Below are 16,377 nucleotides of genomic sequence, written 5' to 3'. Positions count from 1 at the left end.
GCGAGTACTTACTGGGTGGTGCCACGTCTTGCCTCTCGTTTCCTTACGTAGAGATCCTATTGGGTCCCTGTCCGGAAACTTCGGGGCACCTCACCTTGACACGCGGACGGGGCGGGCAGATCAGTGAACGGGGACGACAAGGACAGCCAGATCAGCGTGCGCATGCTGCTGCTCCTGCTGATCGGCGCGCTCACGGTCTACACGGCCTTCTATCACCCGGCGTTGGGCGTGGCGATCGGTGTCGGTGCCGTCGTCGTAGCGCTGGTACATCAGCTTCTCGGACGGTGAGCTGCTGGGCCGAGGCCGCTGGCCCGGCCCGGCCCGGCAGGCAGCAAGCCGTACGCGGGCTACTGGCTGAGCAGCGGCGCGCGGATCATAGGGCTCATCCGGCCAGGACGACGGGGCGCACGGGTGCACCGTGCGCGAGGACACCAGTGACTAGGTCGGCGAGACCGAGCGGGTAGACCGTCTCGTCCGTGGCGCGCAGTTCGGCGACGGTCCACCAGCGGTGTTCGCGAATGTTGTCGGGCTGCGATGCCCGGGCCGGGTCGACGTCGGCTGCGGAAACTCGGGTGAGGAAGTACTTCTCCACCTGTCGGACCTGACGGTCGCCGACGAGGTGGTCCTTGCTGCGCTCCGCGATGTGCGCCCCCAGTTCGACCGCCTTCTCGTCGATGCCGAGTTCTTCGCTCAGCTCGCGGAGCGTCGCCGTGGCGTAGTCCTCCTCGTCCTCCAGTGAGCCGCCGGGCGTCGCCCAGAAGCCGCCCTCCTCCTCGTAGCGCAGCAGCATGACGCGGTCGTCGACGTCGAGGACGATGGCGCGGGCGGCTTCCCGCAGCGGCGGAGTGGATGACGTCATGCCCTCCAGTGTGGCCTTTACTGTCCGGCTGCGGCCTTCTGGTCCTCCCGGGTCCATTGCACGATCTTGGGCCAGGGAATGCGGAGGGGATCGTGCTGTTTGGTGGCCTGGATCGCCTTCCACAGGCCGCTGCTGTGGGAGCGCCGGCCAGCAAGCCGGTTGAGCCACTGGGAGGTGTCTTCCCAGCTGTCGAGGACTGCGGCAGCGAGCGCGTCGTACAAGTGGCCGGGCCCGGTGCCGGGGTAGCCCCAGGTGTACTCGGTGGCGCCGCCGGAGGACGGCAGCGGGTCGATCCGCAGCCCGCCGTCCGGGGTGGGGGTCAGAGCGAAGACGCCGTCGCTGGATTTGTCGCCGGCAATGACGGTGTGCTCGCCCCAGCCGGCGGGCGGTTTGCCGGTCGGCCATTCGACGGCGAGGTCCGGGTGGTCGGCCTCCTTCGGCTTGAACTCGGCGACCCAGCGTCCGGCCGGGTCCGTGTAAAGCTGGGCCAGATTCTCGACCGCATCCATGAGAAAGCCGTAGTGCTTGAGAGTCGGCAGGTGGGTCTCGTTGGTCAGCAGGCGCAGCAGCCGTCGTGTGGGCTTCGCCCGCAGCTCCGTCACGGTCTGCTGGGGCAGCGGGGTCAGCTGAGCCCGGTAGTCCTGGGCGACCGGGCCCGCCGTGCTGATCAGCTCGCGGTTGACGGTGGTGAAGACGTCCTCGGGCGAGTAGCGCACCAGGTGCCCGGCCAAGGAGCGGGCCGCTTCCCACAGGGCCTCGCCGTACGGGGAGTCCCATGGCTGTTCGGCTTCGGCCGCCCGTACTTCGTGGAGTTCCGCGGCCGCATACCCAAGGTGGAGCTCGCGCGCAGCAGCAGTCCGCACGGCCGTCTCGATCGCCAGCGGCCACTCCGGTGCCACTGGGCGGGCTGGTGCGTACCAGCCCTCGCCGCGCCCTGTGGCACTTGCGATCTTGGTGCGGGCCTCCTCGAAGGTGCTCAGGGTGTCCGCGGCGAGCGCGGTCCAGGCCTGCGGGAACTGCGCGTGCATCTTGTTCTCGTATGCGGCGAGGATCCGCTCGCGGTGCTCGGGCCAGGCGGTGGTGCTGTCGGCCACGGTGAAGGCGGCGCCCTCCCCCATGGTGCGTGCGCGGCGCACTGCGTCGCGCGTGCAGGTCCCGCGCCACCACAGCGGCAGGTCATGGCCCACTGCGCGGGCGACGACGTCAACGTCAGGAATCCCCGCGTCCCGTACGGGGACCGTCGCCGGGTCGGCGGGCGGCCGCTCCTGTTCCTCGGCGCGGGGTTTGATGAACTTCGGTACCCAGCGGGGAAGTTGCTCCGGCTGGCTGCCCTCGGGTGGGTCCAGTCGGAAGGCGTCGACGTCGGGAGCCGACCGCTCTTCCCGGTCGAGGAACGGCAGTGCGTCCGGGACCAGGACGACGGCGTCGCGCCACAGGGCGGGAGGCAGCACGTGCGCGGCCGCGCGGGCCGCCCTGTGCTTGCTGATGTCGTACTCGAGGCCGCTGTAGCGCTGAACCCACACGATGGGTCCGTGGTCGGTCTCGTAGAGGGTCACGTGCACGGGGATTTGCTCGCCGGTGCGCCTGCTGCCGGGCAGCAGCATGTCATCGGCGAAGGTGACGGGGGCCGGGTGGGTGGCCGGGGGACGCCGGTACAGCGGGGCGGCGTCCTCGGGCAGGGGCCGTCCGGTGTCCTGGCACCAGCGGTCTATGGTGTCCGGCCGCCACCACGGTTTTCCGTCGGTGTCGGTGCCGTCCGCCCTTGGCAGCCGGTCGCCTTTGGCGAGCAGGGTGCGTGCGTAGCTCTCGGAGATGTGCACCCGGCGGGCGAGCTGCGCGAGCGTGTACCGGGTACCGATGTCGGCACCACGGTCATTGCCACGGAAGGGAAGTGACGTCATGTCACCCACACTACACCCGTCAAAAGCGGAAGCGCTTTTCCAAGGAAGCGGTTTGGCTTGAAGTTGTGCGGCATCCGCTTTCAGGGATGGATAGGCTGTTCCTGTCGTACCGTTCGTGCGTGTCCCCGCCAGGGGCGGCGACGCCCATCAGCCGCGGCGGGCGCGGTCGGTCGATGGCATATAAGGAGCGTCATGGACTTCCGCCCCATCCCCCGCGATCCGCACGCCTTCCAGCAGCCCGTCACCGCCGAGGACATTCAGGCGATCGGTCAGCGCGCCTTCGGGGACGCCGCACGCGTCACGTCCGCCGTGGAGCTCGGCGGCGGCATGTACAACACGACCTACCGGATCACCGTCGACAGCATGGAGACACCGGTCATCCTGCGCATTGCCCCCGCGCCGGGGCAGCAGTTCAGCTCCGAGCGGGAGCTGATGCGCAACGAGGCGGCCACCGTCCCCTACCTCTCCCCCATCGCCGGCCTCGTCCCGCGCGTCCTGTGCGCCGACTGGTCACAGGAGATCACCGGCCGGGACTGGATCGTGCAGAGCCACCTCACCGGTGTGCCCGCCCCCGAGCGTCTCGGCGCCTACCCCCGCGACCTCTGGCCTGGCTTTTTCGCCCAGCTCGGCGAGATCACGGCACGCGTTCACACCGTCCGCGGCCCGCACTTCGGTCCTGTCGCGGGGCCTGGGCATCCCACCTGGAGCGCGGCCGTGATCGCCTCCCTCCACGCCATCGCCGACGACCTCGGGCATCTCGGCCTGGACGCAGCCGACGTACGCAAGGTCGCCGACCTCGCAGCAGAACATCAGCGTGCCCTCGACGAGATCACCGAACCGCGCCTGCTCACCGGCGACCTGTGGACCGTCAACACCATGCTGGACTCCAAGACACCCGAGCCGGTGATCACCGGGGTACTCGACCTGGACCGCACTCTCTTCGGCGATCCGGCCGCTGACTGGACCATCCGCATGGCCAGCGCCAAGCAGGACGAGCGCACCGCGTTCTGGGACACCTACGGCCCCCGCGACACGTCCGCCGCGGCCACCTGGCGCTCCCTCGTCTACGAGGCCCGCCACCTGGGCGCCATCCGCCTGGAGCGGCACCGTCTCCACAAGGACGACGGCGTCCGCGACACCTACGCCTCCATGGCTGCCGTTCTGACCCAGCTGACCTGACACGAGGAGACGGACCACATGCGGTATCGGCCCGCGACGAAGGAGGAGGCGCTGCGCAGCTACGGCGCTGCCGCTCTCGCCCACGAACGCATGACGGCTGATGGCATGGTCGAGCCCGGCTGGTACGGCCACGCCGACGCGCAGAACAGCTTCGCCTCCTGGTACAGCAGTGCCACTCGGCTGGGCGCCACCGCGGAGGAACTCGACAACGCCCTTGAAGTGGCCCGCGCCGAGCGGAAGGCGAAGCTGATCGAGAAGGAGAACGAGGTCCGCGCGCGGGATGCCGTCCAAGCGGTACTGCTGAACCAGGTCGCCGCGGCGATCGATTGCAACCCTGGCATCGCGCCCTGGTAGCTGGCGGCCGAGTACAGCCATCAGCCTGCGTCAGCCTCGTACGGCGGTGACGGCGACGCGGCGCAGCAGGTGCGCGGTGGGCAGCCGCCGCCGGGCCTCGCCCTGCAGTCCGGCGAGCGCCGAGCCGGGCTCGGCGTGCAAGGTCAGTGCGGGGGGCTCGGGCGGGGTGGGCGCACTTTGTGCTGTAACCATGCGTCGTGCTTCACGTGCGCGGCCCTCCCCCGGTTGCCGGCGCCCGCCGGGCCCCGGGTGCTCAGTCCGGACTCCAGGGGCAGAGTCGTCGGGCTTGGCGGGCGCGTTTATCACCATCACCACCCCATAGACGGGGTGGAGCGCCGAGACGTTACAGATGCTGGCCGCGCAGTTTGCGGCGCACCGGATCGCGGTCGGCGGCCGCGATCGGGCCCTGAAGCGGCCGGCGCGCCTCGTTCCAGGCCTGCGCGGCGCGCTGCTCGACTCCTGCGGCGTCACCGATGAGCACCTGGCGGGCGACGTGGTTGGCGAGGGCGCCGCCGTCGCCCAGCTCCACCAGGCGCACGACCACGCGGACGTTCTTGAACTGCTCGCCGCTCTTGGGCTCGTTGGTGCGGTAGACCAGCGCCCAGCGGCCTTCCAGCGCCCGGGCTCGTTCGATCATCGCGCGGCCGCCGATGGTGGTCTCCTGCTCGGTGCGGATCGTCTCCGGCTCGCCGGAGGAGGGAGCGTGAGCAGGCCGCGGCGGCTGGCCTCCTCGATCTCCACCTTCTCCAGGTACGCGGCGAAGGGGTGGGAGGCGTCCAGGATTTGCATGTCCTGCTCGACCTGCCGGGCGGTGAAGGCGAGTTCCACGGCCAGGTGCCGGACGCGGGCCAGCCACGCCCCATCATGGACGGCGAGGAAGGCGTCTGCTCCGGTGGGGGCGGGGCCGGCGGCCTGCGCGGCGGTCGCGACAAGAGCGGTGTGGTCGGTCACGGCCCCATGCTGGCGGCCGGGTCTGACAGCCGGCCCGGGGTCACGTCCGCGGGTAGCGGTCGCCGTGGATGGTGTCGTACACCCACAGGTGTGCTTCGGGTGGCTCCTCGCAGACGTCGCAGATGCCGGGGCGCAGCCACGTCTCGAAGTAGTTGTGAGCCCAGCTGCCTGGGCCGTCGTAGTCGCGTTGCGCGGCGCTCATGCAGTTCCGGGCGCGCGAGCAGCGGCCGCAGCAGTCGTGACCCATGATGAACGGGTTGACCTTCTTCTGGCACGGCCGGTGACCGCACACGTAGTAGCCGCCTGCGTGGTTGGTCCACCGGCGGGTGAGCGTTTCGGTGTCCTCGTCCTCGATGGTGGCGGCCGCAGCAGCTGCGGTGCTGGCGGAGGCGAGGACGCGCCTGACTACCTCGATGGCCACGAGGCTGCCTACGGCCAAGCCTGCTTTGCCGACGGCGGGCGCGATGCTGTTCCACCGGTCGGCGATGCGCCGACGCAGGGGCCGTGGTCCCTCGCTGCCGTCTGGCGGCACGTCGGAAGGCTCAGGATCACCGCTCGGAGGGCGGGGTGTCGTATCGTCCGGCGCTGCCATCTGAACAGGCTGTCCTCTCGGCTCTGGGAACCGCAGTTTAGAGCCCGCGGCGTCAGGTGTCGGCGGGTTGGGACGTGCGGCGGTAGAGCCACTGGGGCCCGTCGGCTCGGCTGCGGGGTTCGGGGTCCCGGCGCAGGACAGGAAGTCGGATTGCGAAGTTGGCGGTGAACCTTGTTGGGGGACAGGAAAGTTCACGCCTTGAGGCCCCTGGCCTGCGATAACGCCCCTTGAACGTTGACGGTGAGTCAGGCACGCTCTTGGCAACGGGCTGTCAGCCTGAACCGCGTAACAGGGGCCCCTGACCCGGCATGAGCCTGGCCGGCACCGGATCGGGGCCCCAGCGCGGATCGATCCCACGCGTTGAGAGGAGATCCGTCATGAGCGACGGTAGCAAGTCGAACAGCTCGGGCGACACGATCGAGGAACCGGAAGAGGGTCGCATGGCGCGGTTACGGCGGCGCCTGTCCGAGTGGCAGATCAAGCAGCAAGTCGCCCGCGGTCTGGCCTATGGAGTCGGCAGTGGAGCGGTCAGTCTGCTCGTGCTGTGGGTGAAGACCCGTTACTCGTGAATTGGCCAGTGCCGCCGGGAGGTGTCCAGGGGCCTCCCGGCGGGCGCGTCACCGTATAGACGGGGTGTGCGAGCGATCCGTTACAGCGCGGTCGCGCGGATCTGCGTGTGCGGGAGTAGCGTGAGCATCCAATGGCGCAGTACGTCCTGCGATGCCGCGGGCCTTCATCTGCTTCTTGCTCTCCACGACGGCGTAGCCGCCGGAGTTGTTGCCGATTCCGTTTCCGGGTCGACGGCGATGGTGATCTGGCGCAGGATCCGGTCGGCCTGGTCGTCGACCGTGCACGGGTCGTAGCCGGTGACGATGACATGCCCGAGGCGGCCGCGGTTGGACATCGCCGGGCCCACGAGTGCCCCTGCCGTCGCGCGGACGCGTACGGCGGGGATGGCGGTGGTCACCGCCGGCAGGCCGGTGACGGCGACCAGTCGGCCTGCGTGGGGCGTGGTCAGGAACCGGACGGTGGCGTACGCGCTTCGCGCTGGGGTGAGGATGGCCGGCTGGCCGAGGGCGATGTCCCACAGGGTGCGCCACGGGTCGATGCCAAGAGCGTGCTGGATGAGGACGCCAATGTGTCCGGCGCCGAGTCGGGCGCCGATCTCCAGGACGGTGCATCGGCCGTCGGGGCCGAGGACGAGTTCGGTGTGGGTGGCGCTGTTGCGGACGCCGACCGCGGCGATCGCATGGTCGGCCTGGTCGAGCAGGGCGCGTTCGGCGGCCGCGGGCAGGCGGGCGGGTAGCGCGTGGCCCAGCTCGACGCGGTGGATGCCGCTGGTGGTGTGCTTGCGGGTGATGCACAGGTGGGTGGTGACACCGTGCTGGGTGACGGACTCGACGCTGTACTCGCGGCCGGAGACGTGCTCTTGGACCAGAATGCGCGCGTCGCGCGACATGCCGTACATCGCCTTCGCCTGGCGGGCGGCGTCCCAGGCCGGCTCCAGTGCTTCGGGGCTGGTGACCACGGTGACGCCGGCCGATCCGGCGCCGTCGGCCGGTTTGACGACGCACGGGAAGCCGACCGCACCGGCTGCAGCTGGCAGCTCGCGCAGGTCCCTGACGATCATGGTGCGGGGTGTGGAGACGTGGCCGGCGTCGAAAGCGGCCGCCATGAGGGCCTTGTTGCGGGCGGCGGCCGCGCGTTCGGGATCGTTGCCGGGCAGGCCGAGAGCCGCGCACGCCCGGGCGGCCAGGTCGGTGAGGTACTCGTTGACGGTGAGCAGGGCCTTCGCGCCGATCCGGCGCCCGTAGCCGGTGATGTCCTTCAGGGCTTGGGCGGGCCGGGCGAAGTCGGTGACCAGGCGGCCCGCCAGGAGTTGGCGCAGCTCGCGGGAGTAGGTGGCGAGGGTGGCGGCGTCGGTGACGGCGTGAACGGGGTGGCCGGAGGCGGCCGCGGCCCGGGCCAGTTGCTCGGACTCGGGGCCGGCCGCCTCCAGCAGCAGGACCGGTATGCTCACCGGTAGTCCTCCGGCCCGCCCGCGCGGCGCATGTCGAGGGTGAAGCAGTGGAATCCGCCGCCGAACAGGCGGCGGTGCCGGTGTCGGACCGGGATCACGGTGAAGCCCTCGCCCTCCAGGGTCTTGATCAGGCCGGTGCAGTCGGCGTTGACCAGGACTCGCTGCTCGTCCAGGGACAGCACGTTGATGTCGATGTAGGGGCTGGTGAGGACCAGGTCGGTGTCGTCGTAGGTGGGGAAGCTGCCAGGGTCGGGCTCGGGCGGCACGATGAACTTCCAGCTCTGGAAGGCGTCCGGGAGCATGTCGCGCAGCCCGGCGTGCCGGGCCAGGAACACGCCGGGCTTGAGGGCCAGGAGCATGGAGTCGATGTGGTTGTCGGCCAGGCGGTGTGCGCGGTGGAGTCGGAAGCGGCCGGCCACCTGCCGCTGGAGCCAGTCGGCGCCGAGCCGGTGGTTGTCCTGCGCGATGTTGACGATGAGGTCCTGGCCCAGGCGCAGGACCTGGGCGCCGTCCAGCATCATCTCGATGCCGACGTCGTACGGGCTGGGCTGCGGGTCGGTGATCGGTTCGGTCGGTCCGCCGAGGGTGGTGGCGGTGTTGCGGGCGTAGGAGAGGTCGAAGCTGGCGTCGGTGAGAGTGGGCCGGGGCATGGTCGACCAGCGGGCGCCGGCGTCGGCGTAGTGACGGAAGACGGGGGTCAGCAGCCGGGTTTCCAGGTAGCGGCTGCGGATCGCGGGCGCCGTTTCGATGATCTCGTCGCCGAGGATGAGGGTGTTGTCCCGCACGTTCAGGGCGGGGGTCGGGGCGGCCTGCCAGCCCAGCCCGGCGATCGGTAAGGCGTTTTCGGGCAGCGGCAGCGGCCGGTGCACGGTGATGCCGAGCGAGGTGAGCGTGGCGGCGAGGTTCTCGACGTCTTCGTGGAGTTCCTCGGTGTACCGCTTGCTGATCTTCCACGTCTCGGCCTGTCCGCCGCTGCCGCGGGCGGCCAGGCGCGGGTAGGCCCAGTCGGAGCGGTAGCCGCCGAGGGCCTCGTGGAAGAACAACTCGAAGGTGAGGTCACGGTCGTGCCCCACGTAGTTTTCCGCGGACCCCACGATGATCTCGCTGAGGGGGGTGAAGTCGTCGTAGCTGTTCAGCATGGGTTGGTCCTCGTTTCGTCAGGTGTCGGCCCGGCTGCCGTCGGCGGCCGGGAGGGGAATGTGCTGGCTGGTCAGGACGCGGCCGTGTCGGGCATGCAGCACGACGTGGTCGTCACGGAGCTGGAGGGTGCGCTGCTCGCTCCAGCCTGCGTAGCGGTACTCGCCGTCGGCGACGGGCACGAGGGCGTAGCGGTGCTCCCCGGCCTGTAGGTCGAGCCCGTCGCCGCGCTCGGCGAGCTGGACGGCCGTGGTGTGGCCCTCCAGCGGGGTGTCGTGGCCGAAGGCCATGAATCCGGACGGCAGGGTCAGGGAGGTCGGCAGCGCGGCGGGCGGCTGCGTGGGGGCGGGCTGCCGGTTGAACAGCACGTCGGCGTCGGCGAGCTCCTCCTGCCACGGTTCGGGGAAGAGCCCGGCGAGCTCGCGGGTGAGCAGCGTGTCGATGACCGCGTGGACGCGCCGTACGGGCCCGGTGTTGCGCACCAGGTGCTCGCGGGAGAAGTCGCCGTACCAGAAGGTGCCGGGCTGCCAGCGGTGTTCGGTGCCGTCGAGGACGAGGACCGCGCCGGGGTGGGTGACGATCGGGATGTGCAGGCGAACCATGCCCCGCTCCAGGGCGTACTTGGGGTCGCAGTGCGGCTGCGAGGCGGCGGCGGGGCCGAGGGCGAGCAGCCGTACGGCGTTGAGCGGGGCCGGGATGCTGTCGAGGATCTCTTGCAGGTAGGGCAGTTGCTGAAGCCAGCAGGTGGCGGCGTAGTTGTCGGGGCCGGGGCCGCCGGGGTCGGTGCGGTCCGGGTTGCCGCTGGGGCTGCGCAGCGGCAGGACGCGCCAGTCGGTTGGCGTGTCCGGGCCGATGCGGTTGGCGGCGTAGTGGGTGCGCTGGCGCTCCCACTCGTGTTCGGTGACCGCATTGAGTTCGCGGGCGAGGCGGGCGGCGTCGAAGACGGGAGTCAGGCGGGCCGCCGGTGCGGGCCGCGTGGGTGTCGTGGTGCTCATCGGGGATGTGCCTTTCGTCAGGCCGCCGCGCGGCAGGGTGCGGCGAAGCGGGTCTCCAGGGCGTTCCAGATCGCGTCATGGCCGGCCGGGGTGTCGTAGACGGTGGAGAAGGTGAACTGGGCGCCGCTGCCGGAGGGCGGGTCGACGATGGGCATCGACACGATCACTCCGGTGCGGGTGGCGGGGTCGTAGGCGAGGCCGAGCTCGGTCAGCGTGCGGTGGAAGGTGGCGCCGTCCGGGACCGTCCAGTGGGCGGGAACGTGGGATTCGGTGACGGTGCGCTCGGGGGCGGCGTTCGCGTGCACGATGTGGTGGGCGAACACCTCGTAGATGTGCCAGGACCCAGTGACCTGGGCGTTGACCTCGGTGAACAGCACCTGCCCGTCGGGGGTGACGATCGCGTCGGTGCTGAGGCGGCCGCGGTAGCCGACGTCCCGGTAGGTCGCGGCGAGGCGGGCCGAGCCCTCCAGCAGCTGCTTCTGAACGGCCGGGGTGAGGTCCCGCAGGGGGACGCTCTCGTGGCTCAGGCGTCGGCTCGTGTAGCGCAGCTCGCCCATCTCTGTCGGCTGGATGTCGGTGTCGGTGAGGTGCTGCTCGCAGTACACGGTCCGCGCGTCGGGGATGAACTCCTCGATGACGACGGGGAAGCGGCCGTCGGCTGACGCCCACGTCCAGCGCTCGGACCAGTACGCGGTGACGCCCGTGGTCAGGTCCGTGCGCCCCAGCTGGTGCAGGTGGCGGGCGCCGGCATGGCCGGTGGCCAGGGAGGGGTCGGCCACGAGCAGTTCGTTGCCCACCCCGGCCCCGTTGTGGGCCTGCTTGACCACGACGGCCCCGGCGCCGTCCAGCAGTTGCTGGGTCGCGGCGGCGGCCTCACCCGGGTCGCGGACGACGGTGCCCGCGGCGACGGGTGTCCCGGCTGCGGCCGCGAGCATCCTGAACACCGTCTTGTTGTTGACGAGTTCGCCGCCGCCCTGGGCGAGAAAACGGGCACCGGGCAGCTTCTCGGCCAGGCCGAGGGCTGTGGCGAAGCGGGCGACGGACGCGGACGGCCACAGCGCCCACACCTCCTGCACGTCCTCGGTTCCGCCGTGTTCGGCGAGCACGGAGCGCACCTGGTCGATCAGGTCGGGGTGGGTGAGCATCTGCGGGTCGAGCAGTCGGTGGCCGAACCGGCCGGGCGGCGGCACGATCAGGTGCAGCTGGCTGGGGTCGGTGCCGGTTAGGGAGGTCGCGTAGCGCAGGAAGCCGGGGTCGGGCGGGGCGCACAGGACGACGAGGTCGCCGTTGCGGGCGCCCCACAGCGCACGCTGCGTCCACGCCCACAGGTCGCTGCGGTTGCGGACGGCCGGGTCGATGTGGTTGGCGATGATGATCCTCAACGCATGCTCCAGGCGGGCAGACGGGTCAGGGCTGGAAGGAGAGCGGCAGGCGGGCGAAGGTCCGCATCGTGGCCGTGCGCCGGCGCGGTGCGTCCCCCGCCGGGCGCGGCCAGATCTGGGTGTCGAGCAGGGTGTCGACAAGCACGGCCAGGACGCGCTGCGCCATGACCGTGCCGAGGCAGGCGTGGGTGCCCCAGCCGTAGCCCAGGTGCCGGTTGGGCGTACGGTCCAGCACCAGCCGATCGGGGAGTTCGAACGTGTCGGGGTCGCGATTGGCCGCGGCGAACAGCACGGTCACCTTCTCGCCGCGGCGCACGCGTACGTCGCCGATCGTGACGTCGCTGGTGGCCAGGCGGGTGGTGCCCTGCACGGGGCCGTCGAAGCGAACGAGCTCGTCGACGGCCGTACGCACCAGGCCGGGGCGCCCGCTCAGCGCGGGCCAGGTCTCGGGATGGCGGGCCAGGGTGTGCAGCAGGTTGCCGAGCGCGGCGGTGAGAGTGGAGTAGCCGCCCTGGAACATCACGCGGGCCGTGTGCCGCACGTAGGCCGCCTGGTCCGGGCTGGCGTCCGCGGTGTGGGCGCGGACATGGCCGAGCAGTCCGGTGGGCCGGCCGGTGGTGGTGAACCAGGAGGCCACGAGGTCGCTCAGCTGTGCGCGGGCGCGGCGGCCGGGCTCGATCAGCTCGGGGTTCAGGCTGGCGTCCATGCTCCGCATGATCGTGTCGGAGATTGCCGCCCACTCGGCCAGCGGCGGGGGTGTGACGCCGAGCAGGTCGGCGATGGCGGCCAGGGCGACGGGCTGCGCGAGCCCGCGCATCGCCTCTACCGTCGGCTGCGTGGCGCACAGGTGAAGCCGTTCGCGGATCACCTGCCCGACCGAGTTCTGGAGGGCGTCCAGGTCCTGGGCGTGCAGCGCGGTCATGAACAGGCTGCGCACGCCCGCCTGCTGGGGCGGGTCGAGGACCTGCACGCTCAGATGCGCGTCCGGCACGGGGATGCCGAGGCGGCGCGGATCCCGCGCGAACGTGGCGTGGTCGCGCAGCACGCGCAGGCAGTCCTCGTACCGGGTGATCAGCCAGCACTCCATCACCTCGTGCCAGGCCACCGGCGTCTGCTCGCGCAGGTCGGCGAGTTGCGGGTACGGGTCGGCGAGCGTCGCCTCGTGAAGCGGGTCGTAGCGCACCGGGGAGGTCATCGGCCCTGCGGCCATCGTGGGGTTCTCCTTCACAGCAGGGGGTGATGCGGTCCCGGCCGCCGGCGATGCCGGCGGCCGGGATGCGGACAACGGGCCTCGTCAAGTGCGAGGCGATCAGTGGTCGTAGCCCATGACGGCCCCTCCTCTCATCCGGGGGTGTCCCGGCCCGAACCGGCCGGATGCACACAGCCTCGCCCGCGCCCCGCCGCAAGGTCATTGCGCCTGTTCAGGGCCGGAATTTGCGGGTTGCCGCAATGCTCGTTTCCGCCCTGCCGGGGCGGCGGCGCCTGGGATAGCGTGAAGGCTCAGGCTTGGTTTGACGGGGGCGCCAATGACCGCCGCAATCACCCGCTCGCGACGTGCCGCCATCGCGCGGGAGGCCGCGTTGATCCGCAGACGCTGCCAGCGCACCGGCTTCACCACCGAGCACATCGCCGCGGCGATCCGCGAAGAACTCGCGGAGGTCACCGAACTGGAAGCGTGGCGGATGGCATTGGGCTGGTCCCGGGCCGACACCATCGCGCAGATCGGTGAGCTGTACATCGCGGACGGGCTGCTGCCGCCCGGCTTATCGGAACAGATGCTGTGCCGCTGGGAACACAACCCCAAAGAGTGGCCTGGGCAGGACTACGCGGTGATGCTGTGCCGCGCCTACCGGGCCACACCCGAGCAACTGGGACTGCATCAGGTTGCGCGTGTACGGCAGTTGTCGGCGTGGACAGCGGAGCTGATCGGATACGGTCGCAACGACGCCGGCGTCGCCGCATCCGGCCGGCAGGAAGGGGCGGATCCGATGACCACCGACGCGGGGCTCCCCTCGGTCAGAGAGTCCCTCCAGCTCGCGCTCCTGGCGGAACCCGAGGGCAGCCCGCTGGTCGACGAACTCGCCGAAGCCGCCGCCGACCACTACCACCTGAACTACAGCAAGCACCCCGTCCCGGTGCTGTTCAGGGAGGTCCGCGCGGCCCGCACCCTGCTGGCCAGGCTCCTTTCTCCCGGCACGGAAGGCACCGAACTGCACCGCCAGGTCGGCCGACTGTCCGGGCTACTGGGCAACCTCGCCTTCCACCTGGACGATCCGGCCGGCGCGCGCACCCACCTGGGCACCGCCGTGTCGTACGCCAACCGGTGCGGTGATACGGCGCTTGCGGCGTGGGCGTACGGGGCGCAGTGCATGGTGGCCCGCCACACCGGCAACCTGACCGCCGCGCTCGCGTACGCCGAGCGCGGCGCGGCTGCGGCCCCCGCCGGCTTGGTCCGTGCCCAGCTCCATGCCTGGGCGCTGCTGCCCACCCTCGCCCAGCAGGGCCTCGACCGGGAGGCGGCCGACGCCCTCGACGTGGCCTTGACCGAACTCGGAGCCGATCCGGCCGGCCAGGCCCCGGGCCGTTTCGGCTTCGACGAACCCGAACTCGCCCTGCACCAGGCCGAGGCCCACCTCACGCTGGGCCGCACCGACCAGGCCCGTGCCCGCGCCGAGGCCTCTGCGGCCGCCTGCACCCCCGGCACCCCCGGATGGGCCGCCGCCACCCTCGTCCTTGCCCAGGCCGAGGCCTCCGACCAGCCGTCCGACGCTGCTCAGCGCGCCCTGGACGTCCTCGACCGGGTGCCGCCGAGCCGTCTGCGCGCCACCGCCCGCACCCGGCTGCAGCGACTGGAGGGCCTGCTCGCTGCCCGCCCCGCCGAGTACGTGGCCGATCTGCGTGAACGCCTGCGTACCCTGCCGCCTCCCGTGGACGCGGCGGGCGCCGCATCGGCGTGACGGCCGCCGGTGTCCTCCAGGGGTACCGCGGTCACGGATGGCGGAAGCCGCGATCGGGGTCGCGGGCCTGCTCGGGGTCGAAGGCGGCAAACCAGTCGTGCGGGGCCAGATTGACCATGCCAAGGGACTGATGGATGTCGCCTTCGGGGTCCTCCATCCCGTCGAGGGCATGGTCGAACAGCATCAGCACATCGTGGTCCTGGAAGAGGACGTCGGAGCAGGCGCCCCAGTCGAAGTCCCCTCGGTCTTCGGGCAGGCCGGCCACGGTGTCACGCACGAGCCGCGGCCGGTTGCGCGTCAGGTCCTGGGCGCGGGCGATCCCGAGGTGCAGGGCCATCTCCTCGCCGGTCCAGCGCGGTTCGACCTCGGCGTCGGACGCGCAGTCGGCGGCCAGGTCGTCGAAGGCCCGGGCCATGTGCCGCCGCCAGGTGCCGTCCTGGTGCCAGGTCACCCGCGGCAGCGAGCCGAAGAGCCCGCTGGCACTGCGCTGGGCCGGCTGATCCACTAGCTGTGCCGTCTCATGAGATTGGTGCCATGGAGCCGCGATAGGCGATGGGCCCCTTTCCGGGAAGTACGACGAAGACCCCTGAACCACGACGGGCCTCCACCGAGGCTTTGCGGATACGCGCCGTCCACTCGGGATTTGGCCACCGAGTGGCAGCATCCCAACGGATCCCCACGAGGTCTGCTTCATCCAACTCCACGGTGCTGAGGTCGGCGCCAACAAAGTTGTTAGCCGCATGAGTCAGGTTGTCGTGCGCTTCGACGAGGTCATGATCGAGCGAGCGATCGAGGGTACGAGCACGCGCGAGTACGAGGGCCCGTTCAAGGTCGAGGACGCCGTCAAGATCTGGGGCATGGGCACGAGAGGGGTCGATTTCACGGGCGAGATCGCAAAGCAGACCGAGGGCACGATCGCGACCTCGTTCGCGGGCGGGGTCGAGACCGACAGCGAGACCGCGGGCGCGGGCGAAGGTGTGATCGATGTTGAGGACACGAGAGACGTAGCGGTGCTCGGTCAGGAACGAGCGAGCAACCCTGAGGTCGCGGACCAGGTCAACGGCGAAGCCGTGAGCGACGGCGTGATCAATGTCAAGGCCACGAGAGAGGTCCCGGATGTGAGCGGCAGCTGGGTCAAGGCCGTGTTCGATCGCACCTTCGAGGGCTACCTGGCGTCTGCGGACGAAATGCCACCAGACGTGCGTGCCGTTGGGGAGTTGACGGACGACGCGGTGGATGCCCCAGTAAAACGTGCGGACTCCGAATCGGTAGGGCGTCTCGGCAAGGGCGTTGGCGAAGGAGCACGTGCGGGCGATGTCGTGGGCAAGGTCGCGGACAAGGTTGGCGCTGGGATCCTGGACAAACGTCGGGTCGAGGGGAGCGGCGTGGGTCTCCAGAAAGCGTGCGACCTTCAGAAGGTCGTTGCGGCGCAGAAGCCGCCGTTGCGGGGGTACGGCCTTCCAACGAGCCGTCACATCAACCAGTCTTTGGCCCGACATGACGTCGTGTGCTGAACCGATCTGGGCAGTCTCCTGCGGACAAGGAGCGTTGGGAACGAGAGGCAGAGCAGAGTTACCCGGTAGAGCCGCGCTGGAGGTCTTCAGCGGAGGCCGGAAACCGGGAGATCGACGTGAGAATACGGCTAGGACACGGCCCGCGAAGGACTCGGCGGCAATCGTCACGCCACACCTCCTCCGCCCGTCGGGTCCTGTTGTCCGGCAACGCCTGTGTCCGACTGCGGATTCCTTGCTGAAGGACTGCCCGTCTCAAGCCCCTACACCATTCCCCTGCGCAAGGCCAGGCTGCTGACCACCCCGTTGGAGAGTTTGTACTTCCTGCCTCGCCTCCTCCACTACGCCGCCCAAAGCAGCACGCCCGGCACTCTTGACCATCAACGGCACCAGCGTGGTGGCCTGTTGGACAGCGGACAGCGCGCCCAGCCCGATGAGAAACACCTGAGGGGCCTCGCGTTTTTCGGACAGGGTCTGGCCGAGCAATTCATGCCGTGAGTTGCAATTCCTGGAACTCGGCGTGCACTTCGCCCGGGGGG

Annotated in this window: 19 protein-coding genes; 6 read left to right on the top strand and 13 right to left on the bottom strand. The window is 70.5% G+C overall.

Annotated features, from left to right (window positions below):
- Positions 1–123 precede the first annotated feature (123 nt).
- A complete protein-coding gene (locus ACZ3TS_RS40755) occupies positions 124–288 on the top strand; it encodes a hypothetical protein (RefSeq protein ID WP_459754407.1) in 165 nt (54 codons plus the stop codon).
- A gap of 94 nt (positions 289–382) precedes the next feature.
- On the opposite strand, the gene ACZ3TS_RS40750 is transcribed toward ACZ3TS_RS40755, so the two are convergent.
- Both ACZ3TS_RS40750 and ACZ3TS_RS40745 read right to left on the bottom strand, forming a co-directional pair.
- Positions 383–859 (bottom strand): NUDIX hydrolase, encoded by a 477-nt coding sequence (locus tag ACZ3TS_RS40750; protein WP_467627693.1) that lies wholly within the window; start codon positions 857–859, stop codon positions 383–385.
- A 17-nt stretch (positions 860–876) separates the two neighbouring features.
- On the bottom strand, positions 877–2,760 hold the full coding sequence (locus ACZ3TS_RS40745) for a hypothetical protein (RefSeq protein ID WP_467627691.1): 1,884 nt from the start codon (positions 2,758–2,760) through the stop codon (positions 877–879).
- A 192-nt stretch (positions 2,761–2,952) separates the two neighbouring features.
- On the opposite strand from ACZ3TS_RS40745, the gene ACZ3TS_RS40740 reads away from it, so the two are divergent.
- The gene (locus tag ACZ3TS_RS40740; protein WP_467627689.1) at positions 2,953–3,939 is read left to right on the top strand and encodes a phosphotransferase family protein; all 987 of its coding nucleotides are present in this window, start codon (positions 2,953–2,955) and stop codon (positions 3,937–3,939) included.
- Between the two features lie 18 nt (positions 3,940–3,957).
- Positions 3,958–4,293 (top strand): hypothetical protein, encoded by a 336-nt coding sequence (locus ACZ3TS_RS40735; protein ID WP_467627687.1) that lies wholly within the window; start codon positions 3,958–3,960, stop codon positions 4,291–4,293.
- A gap of 30 nt (positions 4,294–4,323) precedes the next feature.
- Here the strand turns inward: ACZ3TS_RS40735 and ACZ3TS_RS40730 are convergent, their stop codons facing one another.
- From ACZ3TS_RS40730 to ACZ3TS_RS40715, 4 genes are all read right to left on the bottom strand, one after another.
- Positions 4,324–4,485: a hypothetical protein gene (locus ACZ3TS_RS40730; protein ID WP_467627685.1), complete on the bottom strand. Its 162-nt coding sequence runs from the start codon at positions 4,483–4,485 to the stop codon at positions 4,324–4,326.
- Between the two features lie 151 nt (positions 4,486–4,636).
- Complete coding sequence (locus ACZ3TS_RS40725) at positions 4,637–4,930, bottom strand: hypothetical protein (RefSeq protein WP_467627683.1); 294 nt, start codon at positions 4,928–4,930, stop codon at positions 4,637–4,639.
- Positions 4,927–5,244, bottom strand: coding sequence for a hypothetical protein (locus ACZ3TS_RS40720; protein ID WP_467627681.1), 318 nt, complete (start codon positions 5,242–5,244; stop codon positions 4,927–4,929). The genes ACZ3TS_RS40725 and ACZ3TS_RS40720 overlap by 4 nt, the downstream gene beginning before the upstream one ends.
- A gap of 40 nt (positions 5,245–5,284) precedes the next feature.
- Positions 5,285–5,776, bottom strand: a complete 492-nt coding sequence (locus ACZ3TS_RS40715) for a hypothetical protein (RefSeq protein WP_467627679.1) — start codon at positions 5,774–5,776, stop codon at positions 5,285–5,287.
- Positions 5,777–6,213: 437 nt separating this feature from the next.
- Here ACZ3TS_RS40715 and ACZ3TS_RS40710 point away from each other — a divergent pair, with 437 nt between their 5' ends.
- Positions 6,214–6,405 carry a hypothetical protein gene (locus tag ACZ3TS_RS40710; RefSeq protein ID WP_467627677.1) on the top strand — a complete coding sequence of 64 codons (192 nt, stop codon included), beginning with the start codon at positions 6,214–6,216 and terminating at the stop codon, positions 6,403–6,405.
- A 164-nt stretch (positions 6,406–6,569) separates the two neighbouring features.
- On the opposite strand, the gene ACZ3TS_RS40705 is transcribed toward ACZ3TS_RS40710, so the two are convergent.
- The 5 genes from ACZ3TS_RS40705 to ACZ3TS_RS40685 are packed head-to-tail and all read right to left on the bottom strand — an operon-like array spanning position 6,570 to position 12,580.
- Positions 6,570–7,856, bottom strand: coding sequence for an ATP-grasp domain-containing protein (locus ACZ3TS_RS40705; RefSeq protein ID WP_467627675.1), 1,287 nt, complete (start codon positions 7,854–7,856; stop codon positions 6,570–6,572).
- Positions 7,853–8,995: a glycine amidinotransferase gene (locus ACZ3TS_RS40700; RefSeq protein ID WP_467627673.1), complete on the bottom strand. Its 1,143-nt coding sequence runs from the start codon at positions 8,993–8,995 to the stop codon at positions 7,853–7,855. Before ACZ3TS_RS40700 ends, ACZ3TS_RS40705 begins: the two co-directional genes overlap by 4 nt.
- 18 nt (positions 8,996–9,013) lie before the next feature.
- Positions 9,014–9,988, bottom strand: a complete 975-nt coding sequence (locus tag ACZ3TS_RS40695) for an aspartyl/asparaginyl beta-hydroxylase domain-containing protein (RefSeq protein WP_467627670.1) — start codon at positions 9,986–9,988, stop codon at positions 9,014–9,016.
- 17 nt (positions 9,989–10,005) lie between these two features.
- A complete protein-coding gene (locus ACZ3TS_RS40690) occupies positions 10,006–11,370 on the bottom strand; it encodes a preATP grasp domain-containing protein (protein WP_467627668.1) in 1,365 nt (454 codons plus the stop codon).
- A 25-nt stretch (positions 11,371–11,395) separates the two neighbouring features.
- The gene (locus ACZ3TS_RS40685) at positions 11,396–12,580 is read right to left on the bottom strand and encodes a cytochrome P450 (protein WP_467627665.1); all 1,185 of its coding nucleotides are present in this window, start codon (positions 12,578–12,580) and stop codon (positions 11,396–11,398) included.
- Positions 12,581–12,896: 316 nt separating this feature from the next.
- Between ACZ3TS_RS40685 and ACZ3TS_RS40680 the strand changes: the two genes are divergently transcribed.
- Positions 12,897–14,327 carry a Twin-arginine translocation pathway signal gene (locus ACZ3TS_RS40680; RefSeq protein ID WP_467627663.1) on the top strand — a complete coding sequence of 477 codons (1,431 nt, stop codon included), beginning with the start codon at positions 12,897–12,899 and terminating at the stop codon, positions 14,325–14,327.
- Positions 14,328–14,358: 31 nt separating this feature from the next.
- Here ACZ3TS_RS40680 and ACZ3TS_RS40675 read toward each other — a convergent pair whose 3' ends face one another.
- Complete coding sequence (locus ACZ3TS_RS40675; RefSeq protein ID WP_467627661.1) at positions 14,359–14,832, bottom strand: hypothetical protein; 474 nt, start codon at positions 14,830–14,832, stop codon at positions 14,359–14,361.
- A gap of 235 nt (positions 14,833–15,067) precedes the next feature.
- Between ACZ3TS_RS40675 and ACZ3TS_RS40670 the strand changes: the two genes are divergently transcribed.
- Positions 15,068–15,841 carry a hypothetical protein gene (locus ACZ3TS_RS40670; protein ID WP_467627659.1) on the top strand — a complete coding sequence of 258 codons (774 nt, stop codon included), beginning with the start codon at positions 15,068–15,070 and terminating at the stop codon, positions 15,839–15,841.
- A gap of 252 nt (positions 15,842–16,093) precedes the next feature.
- Here the strand turns inward: ACZ3TS_RS40670 and ACZ3TS_RS40665 are convergent.
- The coding region (locus ACZ3TS_RS40665; protein WP_467627656.1) for a hypothetical protein at positions 16,094–16,377 on the bottom strand (284 nt) is incomplete at its 5' end.

The sequence above is a fragment of the Streptomyces sp. NPDC022910 genome (assembly GCF_055561075.1).
Note: the sequence above shows the minus strand (reverse complement) of the source record. Positions and strands in the feature narration are given on the sequence as shown.